The 11,862-nt window shown below is 70.1% G+C and carries 11 protein-coding genes and 1 pseudogene; 5 read left to right on the top strand and 7 right to left on the bottom strand.

Going from position 1 to position 11,862, the window contains the following annotated elements; genetic code table 11:
* Nucleotides 1–3: 3 nt before the first annotated feature.
* The 3 genes from ACQPXG_RS08020 to ACQPXG_RS08010 all read right to left on the bottom strand — a co-directional run bounded on the left by ACQPXG_RS08020 (nt 4) and on the right by ACQPXG_RS08010 (nt 4,099).
* Nucleotides 4–834, bottom strand: coding sequence for an SWIM zinc finger family protein (locus tag ACQPXG_RS08020; RefSeq protein WP_433466979.1), 831 nt, complete (start codon nt 832–834; stop codon nt 4–6).
* Complete coding sequence (locus ACQPXG_RS08015) at nt 831–3,749, bottom strand: DEAD/DEAH box helicase (RefSeq protein WP_433466978.1); 2,919 nt, start codon at nt 3,747–3,749, stop codon at nt 831–833. The genes ACQPXG_RS08020 and ACQPXG_RS08015 overlap by 4 nt, the downstream gene beginning before the upstream one ends.
* Before the next feature lie 104 nt (nt 3,750–3,853).
* The gene (locus ACQPXG_RS08010; protein ID WP_433466977.1) at nt 3,854–4,099 is read right to left on the bottom strand and encodes a hypothetical protein; all 246 of its coding nucleotides are present in this window, start codon (nt 4,097–4,099) and stop codon (nt 3,854–3,856) included.
* Between the two features lie 120 nt (nt 4,100–4,219).
* Here ACQPXG_RS08010 and ACQPXG_RS08005 point away from each other — a divergent pair.
* From ACQPXG_RS08005 to ACQPXG_RS07995, 3 genes and pseudogenes are all read left to right on the top strand, one after another.
* Nucleotides 4,220–4,575, top strand: a pseudogene (locus tag ACQPXG_RS08005) (transposase); the annotation flags it as partial.
* Nucleotides 4,576–4,692: 117 nt separating this feature from the next.
* The gene (locus tag ACQPXG_RS08000; RefSeq protein WP_433466976.1) at nt 4,693–5,268 is read left to right on the top strand and encodes a dihydrofolate reductase family protein; all 576 of its coding nucleotides are present in this window, start codon (nt 4,693–4,695) and stop codon (nt 5,266–5,268) included.
* 694 nt (nt 5,269–5,962) lie between these two features.
* A complete protein-coding gene (locus ACQPXG_RS07995) occupies nt 5,963–6,520 on the top strand; it encodes a hypothetical protein (RefSeq protein ID WP_433466975.1) in 558 nt (185 codons plus the stop codon).
* Nucleotides 6,521–6,544: 24 nt separating this feature from the next.
* Here the strand turns inward: ACQPXG_RS07995 and ACQPXG_RS07990 are convergent, their stop codons facing one another.
* The 3 genes from ACQPXG_RS07990 to ACQPXG_RS07980 are packed head-to-tail and all read right to left on the bottom strand — an operon-like array spanning nt 6,545 to nt 9,047.
* Entirely contained in the window at nt 6,545–7,324 is a 780-nt protein-coding gene (locus ACQPXG_RS07990; protein ID WP_433466974.1) for an ABC transporter permease, read from the bottom strand.
* Nucleotides 7,324–8,328 carry an ATP-binding cassette domain-containing protein gene (locus ACQPXG_RS07985; RefSeq protein ID WP_433466973.1) on the bottom strand — a complete coding sequence of 335 codons (1,005 nt, stop codon included), beginning with the start codon at nt 8,326–8,328 and terminating at the stop codon, nt 7,324–7,326. Before ACQPXG_RS07985 ends, ACQPXG_RS07990 begins: the two co-directional genes overlap by 1 nt.
* Nucleotides 8,329–8,384: 56 nt before the next feature.
* A complete protein-coding gene (locus ACQPXG_RS07980; protein WP_433466450.1) occupies nt 8,385–9,047 on the bottom strand; it encodes a DUF4097 family beta strand repeat-containing protein in 663 nt (220 codons plus the stop codon).
* Nucleotides 9,048–9,309: 262 nt separating this feature from the next.
* Between ACQPXG_RS07980 and ACQPXG_RS07975 the strand changes: the two genes are divergently transcribed.
* Complete coding sequence (locus tag ACQPXG_RS07975; RefSeq protein WP_433469918.1) at nt 9,310–10,032, top strand: helix-turn-helix domain-containing protein; 723 nt, start codon at nt 9,310–9,312, stop codon at nt 10,030–10,032.
* 54 nt (nt 10,033–10,086) lie between these two features.
* Here ACQPXG_RS07975 and ACQPXG_RS07970 read toward each other — a convergent pair whose 3' ends face one another.
* Nucleotides 10,087–10,998 (bottom strand): response regulator transcription factor, encoded by a 912-nt coding sequence (locus ACQPXG_RS07970; RefSeq protein ID WP_433466972.1) that lies wholly within the window; start codon nt 10,996–10,998, stop codon nt 10,087–10,089.
* Between the two features lie 324 nt (nt 10,999–11,322).
* Here ACQPXG_RS07970 and ACQPXG_RS07965 point away from each other — a divergent pair, with 324 nt between their 5' ends.
* The gene (locus ACQPXG_RS07965; RefSeq protein WP_433466971.1) at nt 11,323–11,829 is read left to right on the top strand and encodes an RICIN domain-containing protein; all 507 of its coding nucleotides are present in this window, start codon (nt 11,323–11,325) and stop codon (nt 11,827–11,829) included.
* Nucleotides 11,830–11,862 lie beyond the last annotated feature (33 nt).

Here is an 11,862-nt window from a genome sequence, read left to right as displayed (position 1 = left end):
CGCTCAGGTGCCCGGCGGCGGGTGCTCCCCGTCCTGGACGGCGAGACTCCGGTACACGGGGTCGAGCAACTCGAGCAGTGGCGTGCCGCGTACCTCCACTCGGGGAGGCTCCAGAGCACGCAGCAGCAGATCCGCCGGTGCGGGGCCCGGGATGACGCGCGGCACCCGTCCGCCGGTGAAGAAGTCCTCCATGCGCTCGGCGAACGGGGTGTCCTGCACGTCGAGCAGCCCGGGCCGTCGCGGCTCCTCGTCGGCGGGTGCGCCGCGCAGGTCGTCCAGCAGGTCCTCCCTGGTCCTGCCCCGCCAGGCCAGGACCAGGAACGGGTCGTCGTCGAACGCCTCGGCCAGCAGGTACAGGGCCGCGGACACGTGCTTGCACGGCCATCCCCAGTCCGGGCAGGAGCAGTCCATCTCCAGTTCGGAGCCGTCGGGGAACAGCGGCAGTTCCAGGTCGTCGAAGACCTGCTCGATCTCCGGCGGCATCTCCCCGGCGAGCAGTTTGGCACGGTGGACGGCCCGCGCCGCCAGCTCGCCGGTCAGGTCTTCCCACTCGCCGGCGTCATAGGCGTCGATCTGGAGCGAGACGTTGTAGGGGCGGGGACGCGACCCCTGCACTCGCGCGCGGACCTCGCCGGGGGCGACCTCCAGTGACAGGACCTGGCCCTTGCGGGCGTAGGCGCGGCCGCGTGAGAGCCGGCCGGGGTCGCAGATCTCCTCCAGGACGTCGATGAACCGCCGCGACCACCACTGCGCGCCGATGGAGCCGCGCCGCGATCTCGCTTTGAGCCCGCCCTCGACCTGGACCGGCCGGGACGGCTCGAACCAGGGGCTCATGTCACCGCCGTCTCGCGGTCCAGGGCGAACAGGTCGCGGAGCCGGTCGGTGGACAGTTCGGAGATCCAGTCCTCGCCGGTGCCGACGACGCTTTCGGCCAGGGCCTGCTTGCGTTCGATCATCTCGTCGATCCGCTCCTCCAGGGTGCCCAGGCAGACGAACTTGCGGACCTGCACGTCACGGGTCTGCCCGATCCGGAACGCCCGGTCGGTCGCCTGGTTCTCCACCGCCGGGTTCCACCAGCGGTCCACGTGTATCACGTGGTTGGCGGCCGTCAGGTTCAGGCCGGTCCCAGCCGCCTTCAGCGACAGCAGGAAGATCACGGGTTCGTCGGCCTGCTGGAAGCGGTCCACCAGTTCGGCCCGCCGCCGCTTGGTCAGGCCGCCGTGCAGCCACAGCACCAGACGGTCCAGCCGGGCCTCCAGGTGCGGCTGCAGCAGCGTGCCGTACTCGGCGTACTGGGTGAACACCAGCGCCTTGTCGCCCTCCTCGACGATCTCGGCGGCCAGTTCCTCCAGCCGGGCCAGCTTCCCCGACCGGCCCGGCAGCGCCGAGCCGTCCTTGAGCAGCAGCGCGGGGTGTCCGCACACCTGTTTCAGCCGGGTCATCGCGGCCAGCACGTTCCCGCGCCGCTCGATGCCCTCGCTGCCGTCGATGCGGGCCATCATGTCCTCCACCACCGCCTGGTAGAGGGTGGCCTGTTCGGGCGTCAGAGTGCACCAGGTCTTCATCTCCAACTTGTCGGGCAGATCGGAGATGATCGACTTGTCGGTCTTCAGGCGGCGCAGCACGAACGGACCGGTCGCCCGCTTGAGCGCGGCGGCGGCCTGCTCGTCGGCGCGGGCCTCGATCGGTTCCTGGAACCGCCGCCGGAACCGCCGGGCAGGGCCGAGCAGCCCCGGGTTGGTGAACTCCATGAGCGACCACAGCTCGGCCAGGTGGTTCTCCACCGGGGTGCCGGTCAGCGCCAGCCGGAACGGCGCCGGGATCGCGCGGACCGCCTGCGCCTGCTTCGCCGCGCTGTTCTTGATCGCCTGGGCCTCGTCGCAGACGACCCGCGCCCACTCGACCGCCGCCAGCGCCTCCCGGTCGCGCAGCGCCGTCCCGTAGGTGGAGACGACCAGGTCGGCCTCGTGGACGAGCGCGACGTCCCGGTCCGGGCCGTGGTGGACGTACACGCGTAGCCCCGGCGCGAAACGCTCCGCCTCCCGCTGCCAGTTCCCCACCAGCGACATCGGGCACACCAGTAGCGTCCGGCCCGGTGCCACCAGCAGCAGCGCCAGCGTCTGTGCGGTCTTCCCCAAGCCCATGTCGTCGGCCAGGATGCCGCCCAGCCCGAGCCCTGACAGGAACGACAGCCACGCCAGCCCCCGCTCCTGGTACGGACGCAGCGTGCCGCAGAACGTCTCCGGCGTCGGGACGGGCGCGAGCCGACGGTCGGCCTCGCCCGACAGCAGGTCCCCCAGCAGCCCATCGGCGTCGACTGCCGTCAGCGGCAGGTCCTCCTCGCCCGCCAGGGCGATCTCGCCGAGCGCCTCGGCCACGGTCATCTCGCCCCGGCCCCGCTCCTGGACGACCCGCAACGCCGCGTCGAGCTGGCCGCCGTCCAGTTCGACCCACTGCCCGCGCACCCGCACGAGCGGCACTTTCAGCCGGACGAGTTCCGCCAGCTCCTCCTCGCCGATGGGTTCCCCGTCCATCGCCAGGTCGATCCGGAAGTCCAGCAGCTCCTCCAAGCCGAACCCCTGCCCGACCGCCGAGCCCGGGCCCTTGCGCTGCCGCGCCGTCATCCTCAACCCGACACGCCGCCGGCCCGCCCATGCCGGGAGCCGCACCCCGAACCCGGCCGCCTGCAACAGGGCCGCGGCGTCGCGCAGGAACGCCGCCGCCTCGGCCGTGGTCAGCTCCAGTGCGCACGGCCGGGCGCGTTGCAGCGCGCGGTCGAGTTCCGGATAGAGCCGCCCGGCCCGCCCCAGGCCCGCCAGCAGCCGCTCCTCGGGCCGGCCGCCGTCCGCCCAGACCTCCTCGGCCGGTACGTAGACACTCGGGTCGTCGGCCGGCTGCAGCGCGAAATCCAGCCGCCACGTGTCGTCGCCGCCGTCCGGTTCGGCCAACCGGAAGCACGTCCGCACCGGCTGGTCCAGCGCCTGCGCGTCGGTGAACCACGCGTGCAGCGCAGCGGCCGGCTCCTGCGCCTGATCCTCCCGCACTCCGGGAAGCGAACCGTCCGTGCCGCTCAGCGCCGCCGCCCACCGGTCGGGCAGCGGGGACCGCGCCCCCGGACGGCGGCCGCCGACGACGGGCCCGGACAGCGCGGCGCGGACGGCGGCGTCGGCCAGGCACACCAGCGCCTCGATCAGCACGTGCGCCGACGGGCGTTCCTCCTCGACGGCCCGGCCCACCGGCGGCATCGCCGCCGCCGTCTCGCGGAACCAGCGCGCGTCGTCCCCGGTCAGCACCGGCCGCCAGCGCGCCGCGAACCCCGCGGGCTCCCGCACCAGCTGGGGAAGCACCCGGCCGCGCCGCACCAGGTCACCCGCCCGCTCCGCGACGGCGGCCAGGTACCGCAGCGACGCCCCGGCCTTCTCGTCGACCGTCCCGCGCGTCAGCAGCGCGAACGCCTCGGGCGCAGCGACGGACAGCGCGGGAACCCGCCAACGTCCCAGCCGAGGGGCACGAACCGACACCGCCACCCCGCACCCGGGCGAGGCCAGCGGCGACGCCGCGGAACCCGGCAGCGTCAGCGTGACCTGCTCCTCCATGCCGTCCACTTCGGGAAAGGCGCTGACCAGATCGGCATGGGAGGCTGCGAACGGATGCGGTCTGACCCTCGCCCGCGAGGTGTTCCGCGTCACCTCACCGGACCGCTCCGCCCACAGCACCAGCCGGTCACCCGTCCAATTTCCGTGCGCCACAAGCACAGTGGATCGCCCTTCCCACGCGAAAGCACTCGCGCAAGGCTACGCTGGCCCGCGCTCGCAGGGACACGACCGGACGCACCCGGCCGCAGACCGCCACTTCAGCGCGGCGCGGAGAACCAGTGGCGCGGGCGACGGGTCACCGTGTAGCCCGCCACCGCGAAGCCGGCGGCGAGGACACCTCCGCCGATCGTCCACCACCATCGGCCGGACGGCCAGGAGAACCGGCCTTCGAGCCGCTCCGTGCGGGGGTCCGCCTGGACATGATCGAGGAACCGCGGTTGCCCGCCGGGACGCAGTGGGCTCCGCCCCGCGAAGGTTCGTATTGTGTCGGGCTGGGTGCGCACACCAGAACTGCGACGCCACGGCCGGCGGTTCCGCCCGGTCGACTGGTCGTGGAAGCGCAGGTTCACCTGTGACTTCCCGCCTTGGTCGGCCGCGAGGGACTGCCGTGTTCGCCACTGAGCAGCAACGTCGAGGTTGAGGCCACCTGGGGCATCTGCCAACCGCCGCCTATCGCAACCCGGATCGAGCCTCCGCGAAGACCGGGCCGGCGGAGATCATCACCGTCATCAGCGCGGCGGTGCCCACGGCCCTGACCGAGCTGATCAGCGGCGGGCGAACGCTCAAACGCCGGGCCGCCAGCGTGCCGGCCTACTTCGACCGGGTCGGCACCGGCAACGGCGCGACCGGAGCGATCAACGGCCGCGTCGAAGACCCAGGCGGCTCCGCGCTGGGCTTCAGCAGCCTCACCGGCTACACCGCAAGATCACTACTCGAGGCCGGCGGGTTCAGACCACGACTACAGCCTCAGATCGGATGAGCCCGGAAAGTTTTGAAAGAAATCCGGGAGGCGTGTCGGATCGGGGCGGTGGTGTTCGTAGCGAGGGTGAGGCCGCCACAAGGCGCGGCGCGACCGACTTCCCGCCAAGGAGACACCATGACCGCCACGTACACCTTCGACATCTTCTCCACGCTCGACGGCTTCGCCAACCACAACGGCGACTGGGGCGGCTACTGGGGCAAGCAGGGCCCCGAATTCCTCGCGCATCGCGCCGCTGCCTACCGCGACCCGCTGCGCATGGTGCTCGGGGCCAAGACCTACTCCTCGAACGCGCCGTTCCTCAACCCAGGCTTCGATCGCAGCCTGCTCGACGGGTGGATCACGCGCATGTTCGACTCTCCGGTCACGGTGCTCTCCAACCGGCTGACCGAGCCGCTCGACTGGCCGGACACCACCATCGAGTCCGGCGATCCTGTCGAGGTGGTCACGCGGCTCAAGGCCGAATCCGACCTGCCGCTGCGTTCCCACGGCAGCCTGACGCTCAACCGCGCGCTGCTGAACGCCGGCCTGATCGACACCATCGAGGTGACGGTCTTCCCAGTGATCTCCGGGGCGACCGGCGTGGACCGGATCTTCGACGGTGCGGACGACTTCGACCTCGAACTGCTCCAGGCCCGGACCTTCGACGGCCACACGCAGGTGCTGACCTATCGGCCGACCCGACACGGCTGACTCTCCCCGCTGACGTGTCGTGGCCACGCGCTGATCGCTCACGTTCATTGGGCTGGTGGTGACGTGAGCCCGAGCGCCGGTGGCCGGGTGGCGCGCACGTCGGCCAACCACGATCACCCCACGCGGAGCGGGAAGAGATCGTGCTGACGCCGCGACATCGATGGCTCGCCGCACGACGTGCACTACGCGTTCGTCAAGGAAGTCCGCAAGAAGATGAACGAAGGCTTCGTCTTCTCGCGGCCGGAGGCGGACGCTGCGCCCGGTCAGCTGGTGTTGGAGTGCCTGGCGCCCAACCGGTGTGCGTCGGACGCGTTCGACCTGCGTCCCGACGGAGCCGAGCTAGCCGTGGGGACCACCCTCAAGGAGGGGTACGGCGCTGAACTCCATTTGATCGACGTGGCGACCGGCGAACGAAGGCTCGTGCACGCCGAGCCGGTTGGGCCGCATCAGACGTTCGTCCACGCAGTCCGGTATGACGCGGACGGCACTTCCCTGATCTACGCGCTGAACGGGGAGACGCGCAGGCTCAATCTTGAGACCGGTGCCACGTGCGTGCTCGCCGCCTACGACCAGTGGAAGTCGGCATCGTTCAACCCGTTCTGCGTGAAACCCGCATGGGACGACGCACGGCGGAGGCTGCTCGTGTTCACCGCTACCACGACGCCTTGCACGACACGACCAACGAGATCGAGGTATGGACATCGCGGCGCGGCGCCTCACCGCTCGGATCCCCGTGCCGGTTCCATTGCGCGAACGGCCATTGCACGAGATCGGATTCGATCCCACCGAGAGTCTCGTCGTGACCAACCCCGACCCCGTCCAGGGGCCGTGCGCGCTGTCGATCGACACCGGTGAAGTGGCCTGGCACTTTCCGGATGCTTACCGCGCCGACCGCTGGGACACCTGTTTCACATGGACCTACGCCCCCTCCGGCGGCCCGCTGGCGATCGGGCGGCGGTTCGACGGCGCGGTGGACCTCCGTGACCCGGCTACGCGCGAACCGTGGCCGGTGGATTTGGAACGCCCCGAGCGACACCGTGTGCAGCGCATCGCCTTCTCGCGGGACGGGCGACTGATGGCGGCGGGGGGCGGCTCGGGTCCGGCGTTGGGGATGCGGGTGGCATCGAGGTCGAAGTGGTGGCAGGGCGGAAATCACCTGGACTCGGGAAGGCGCGATCAGGGGAAGAGTGAAGCGTCTGCGCGAGTCACGGCCTGGGAGAAAGGTTCAGGGCCGTCAGACCTGTTGGTCTGACGGCCCTGTTCGGCGGGTTCATGGTCAGGCTTTGTTGTAGGTGTGCTTGGCCCACAGGTAGGAGAGGGCGGCGATGCCGGTGCACCAGGCGGTGGCGATTGCGGCGTTGTTGCCGATGGGGGTGCCGAGCAGGAGTCCGCGGATGGTTTCCATGATGGGGGTGAAGGGCTGGTATTCGGCGAACCAGCGCAGGAGGGTGGGCATGGAGTCGGTGGGGACGAAGCCGCTGCCCAGGAAGGGCAGCAGGATGAGGGGCATGGGTGCGTTGCTGGCGGACTCGGGGGTCTGGGCTTTGAGGCCGAGGGCGACCGCGAGCCAGGTGATGGCCAGGGCGAACAGGGTGAGCAGGCCGGCGGCGGCGAGCCATTCGACGGGGGTGGCGTTGGGGTTGAAGTCGATGGCCAGGGCGACGCCGAGCAGGGCGGCGATGCCGAGCAGTTGCTGGATGACGGCGCCGACGACGTGGCCGGTCAGGACCGAGGCGCGGGAGATCCGCATGGTGCGGAAGCGGGCGATGATGCCTTCGGTCATGTCGGTGGCGACCATGACGGCGGTTCCGGTGGCGGCGGTGGCCACGGCCATGAGCAGGATGCCGGGCAGGACGTAGTTGACGTAGGTGTCGCGGCCGCCGCCGATGCCGGCGCCGAGGGTGCCGCCGAAGACGTAGACGAACAGCAGTAGCAGGATGACGGGGGTGATGACCAGCTGGATGGTCATGGAGGGGTAGCGGATCAGGCGTTTGAGCTGGCGGCGGACCATGGTGGAGGAGTCGCGCACGGCCAGAGAGAGGGTGAGAGTGCTCATCAGAGGGCCTCGGCGTTCTGGTCGGTGTTCTGGCCGGTGTGCTGGCCGGTGTGCTGGCCGGTGTTCTGGCCGGTGAGGGTGAGGAAGACGTCGTCGAGGTCGGGGGTGTGGATGCTGAGGTCGGCCGGTTCGATGCCGGCGGTGTCCAGCCGGGTGAGCAGTTGGCGTAGTGAGGCGACACCGACGTCGGAGGGGACCTGCAGGGTGAGCCGGTCGTCGTCGGCCGGGTCCAGGAAGCCCTGGCCGAGCGTGTCGAGGGCGGTCTTGAGTGAGTCGTCGTCGGTGAACCGCAGGGAGACGTGGCCGCCGGGGATGAGGCGTTTGAGTTCTTCGGAGGTGCCTTGGGCGATCAGGCGTCCGTGGTCCAGCAGGGCGATCTGGTCGGCGAGTTCGTCGGCTTCTTCCAGGTACTGGGTGGTCAGGAAGATGGTGACGCCGGCGGTGACCAGGTCGCGGATGATCTGGTACATGGCGCGGCGGCTGCGCGGGTCCAGGCCGGTGGTGGGCTCGTCCAGGAAGATCAGGCGGGGGTCGCCGACCAGGGTCATCGCCAGGTCCAGACGGCGCTGCATGCCGCCGGAGTAGGTGGAGGCGGGCTTGCCGGCCGCCTCCACCAGGTCGAACCGCTCCAGCAGTTCGGCGGCCTTGCTCCTGCCGTCCTTACGCGACAGGTGGTGCAGGTCGGCCATCAGCAGCAGGTTCTCCTGGCCGGTGAGCAGCTTGTCGACCGCCGAGTACTGCCCGGTCACCCCGATCGCGCCACGCACGTCGTCGGCCTGCCGGTCCAGATCGAACCCGGCGACCTGGACGGTGCCGCCGTCGGCGCGGATCAGGGTGGACAGGATCTGCACGGTGGTGGTCTTGCCGGCGCCGTTGGGGCCGAGCAGGGAGAAGACGGAGCCTTCGGGGACGGCCAGGTCGACACCGTCGAGCACGACCTTCTCGCCTTTCTTGTCGGGGTAGGTCTTGCGCAGCCCGTTCGCTGCGATGGCCAGGTTCGTCATGATGGATGCTCCTCGGGGGGCTGGGGGTCGGGGGGCTGGGGGTCGGGGCCTGCTGGTCAGAGGCTGCGGGCGGTGATGTCGCCCTGGGAGGTGGTGGCGCGGATGTCCAGTTCGGCGGCGCCGTCGTTCTTCAAGCTGTTGGTGATGCGGCCGTAGGAGGTGCCGGCATCCAGCGAGGATGAAACTCCGGTGGCGGCGGAGATGGTGATGTCGCCGGACTGGGTGTTCAGCACGACCTGGCCGCCCATGGCCTCGGCGATGGTGATGTCGCCCCGTGCGGTGCTGATCTGGGCGGGGCCGCGCAGCCGTCCGACCTCGACGTCACCGTCGGTCGCGGTGAGATGGACGCTCTCGGCCTCGTCGATCTTGATCTGGCGGTAGGCGCCGTCGAACGCGACGTCACCCAGGCGCCCGACGGCCCGCAGTTCGGTGGCGGTCGCCTGGGCCTCGACCCGGGAACCGGCGGGCAGCTTGACCGTCACCTCCACGCTGCCGGACGGGCCGAGGATCTGGTTGCCCGCCGCGGCCACCACCCGCAGCACCCCGTCGCCGTAGTCGACGGTGGTCTGCTCGGCGGCCTTCACGTCGCGGCTCTTGGCGGGGTTGGCGGGCCGGACCTCGACCGCGGTGTCGGTGCGGTCGGCGGCGATGACCTGGATCCGGCCGGCGGGCAGGGCGAAGGTCGCGGTGATCGGGGCGGGGGTGGCGAAGGTGTTCATCGTGTGCTCCTTGTGCTTGCGGCTCGTTGTTTCGAACACTGGAAAAGCTACGTTGCTTTCCAGTTTCACACAACAAGATCTTTGCCCTAGACCGCTATCTATGCAGGTAGAAGCACTATAATCATTGCAACGGTCTGTCGTTTAACGCAACAATGAGAGCATCTTCCGTTGCAATGTGTTGAAGGTGAACGCTATGGTCGAGGTGTCGAGCAACACCGAGCAGCACCTACGGCGGCACCCGTGGGGCAGGAAAGGGGTCGTGATGCCGGGAGGCAGGCTCACCCAGCAGGAGCGCCAGCAGATCGCGGCCGGGCTGGCCGACGGCCTGGCCTACGCCGAGATCGCCCGACGTCTCGACCGTCCGACCTCCACGATCACGCGTGAGGTGATGCGCAACGGCGGCCCCACCGGCTACCGCGCAGAACTGGCCCACCGCGCCACACAGCAGCGCACCCAACGGCGCAGGCAGGCCGCTCCCCGGGGGGCGGAACCGGTCTCCCTCCCATATGGACGCGACGCCAAGGCCGTACAGGAGTACGAAGAGACCCTCACCACCGTCCTCATGACCTCAGGCCTGCCCACGATGATGGCCCGGGTAATGGCCTGCCTCTACACCACCGACGCCGGCAGCCTCACCGCATCCGAACTCGCCCGGCGCCTCCGGGTCAGCCCGGCGTCCGTCTCCAAGGCGATCGCGTTCCTGGAAGGCCTGGACCTCGTCCGCCGGGAGAGCGCCGAAGGCCGCCGCGAGCGGTACGTCGTCGACGACGACCTTTGGTACAAGTCGATGATCCGCAGTGCCCGGGACAATGACCAGTTCGTCCAGACCGCCCGCCAAGGCGTCGCCGTCCTCGGCCCCGGCACCCCGGCCGCCGCCCGCCTGGAGAACGCCGCCCGCTTCCTCGACTTCGTCACCGAAGGGCTCATCCGCGCCGCAGAGCAGGCCCGCGAGATCCTCAACACCAAGAGTTCAGATCGCGGCTAGGGAGCCATCCCGACGGCCGCACCATGCACGCGAATCAGCCGAGGAGTCTGGCGATCAACTCCTCTCGGGCGGACACTGGGCGGACACACCGAGCTTGCGGTAGATCGATTTGAAGTGGTCATTGACGGTGTGGGGCGACATTCCCAGGCGCCGGGCGATCTGTTTGGTGGCCTGCCCCTCAAGGACGTGGTCGATGACCGCGCGTTCCTTGGGAGTCAGGCCGTGCCAGAGCGCCATCGCGGGCAGCAGTTCGGTGCCGGTGGCCGCCTGGATCGTCACGGCCACCGCGCTCTCCTTATCGCCGGTCATCGGCTGGGCGCGCAGTACGATCCATCCGCGCCGGGTCGGGACGCGGGTGAGCGCGGGCGTGTCCGAGCGGCGTGCGGCCTGGGTCAGGTTCCAGATGGTGCTTTCCATCGGCATGTGCGGCGCAGCGAGTGCGTGGGCGGGCAAGGTCTCCAACTCGCCGATCCAATCGCGCGCCGATGGTGTGGCCGCCACGACCACCTCATCGGCTCCGACGACGAGCACGCCTGGCGGTCGGCCGAGCCTGCTGGGCTCTGGCGGTGCGCCCGTCGCATAGCGTCTCATCGCGGCGACGACGTCCCGGCCGAGCCGCTGAGCGCGGGCCGCCTCGGCCACTGAGAACGGCCGGGCTCCCCGAGGGCGGAGCAGGACCAGTCCGCCCCATGCGGTTCCGGCCTCGACCAACGCGACACGCAACTCGCTACCGACGCCCTGGTCGGCCATCACGGAGCGCATCGCGGCGTTGCGGCGCAGGCCCGGAGCGTCGGTGTTGAGGACGCCCACCCGGCACGAACCCTCCACCAGCCGTTCGAAGGGAAAGGGGTGATCGCCATCCAGCCGGTCGCCCAGGGTCAGCCGGCGGGCTGCCGCCGGGCTGTAGCCGTGCTCTCTTGCCAGGAAGCACCCGACGCCGGTGAGCGGGTCCACCGCGGCGAGCATGTACCCCTCGTGCGGTATTACGGTCCTGATCCACCGTGAGATCACCGTGCCCAGCTCCGTAGTGGAGCCGACCTCCGCTGCGGCCCCGATCACCGCGACGCCAGATGCGCTCTCTCCAGTGCCCACCCGGCCAGTATCGGCGACGCAACGCAGCTCAACGGGCACATAGTGCCATCACTCACTGCCGTGCCACGGCTTCGTGCCCACGACAACCCCCAAGAGCTGGGGATACCTCCGCGCCCGCTGCCCGGGCGACCGTTGGGGCTGACAGCGCGGGTCACCGCCGGTGCGGCGGATGACCCCAGGACAGGATTGGAGAGCACGATGCGCAGATCCTCGATGCTGGCGCTGCTGCCGGCCATCGCCATGCTCGGCGGGCTGTGGGCCTTCCCCTCGGCTTCGGCGGCGCCCGCGCCGCGTCCGGAATCCCAGCGGCTCGCCGGCGTGCTGATCAAGCCCCGGACGGCCGGCGACCTGTGCCTCGAAGTCGCCGACGGCAACACCGGCAATGGCGCCCTGGTCACCGTGTGGGGCTGCCATGGCGGCAGCAACCAGCGGTGGACCTTCGACGACAACGGAAGGATCAAGAGCGATCTCCCCGGCGACAAGTGCCTGGACGTCCGGGGCGGGAACGGGGGCAACGGAGCCGCCATCAACCTCTACGACTGCAACACCGCAAACGGGCAGAAGTGGCACTTCGACGGAGACAGGCTGGTCAGCGGGGTCAACAACCACTGCCTCACCATCGTCGCCGCGAACTTCGCCGGCGGGGGCGCCGTTGTGAACTGGGAGTGCGTCGGCCACGTCGAGCAGGCGTGGGAACTGTCCTGACCGACGACGTCACGCCGAGCGGTTCGCCTCAAA

It is taken from the genome of Spirillospora sp. CA-128828, from assembly GCF_050945415.1.
Lineage (GTDB): Bacteria > Actinomycetota > Actinomycetes > Streptosporangiales > Streptosporangiaceae > Spirillospora.
Note: the sequence above shows the minus strand (reverse complement) of the source record. Positions and strands in the feature narration are given on the sequence as shown.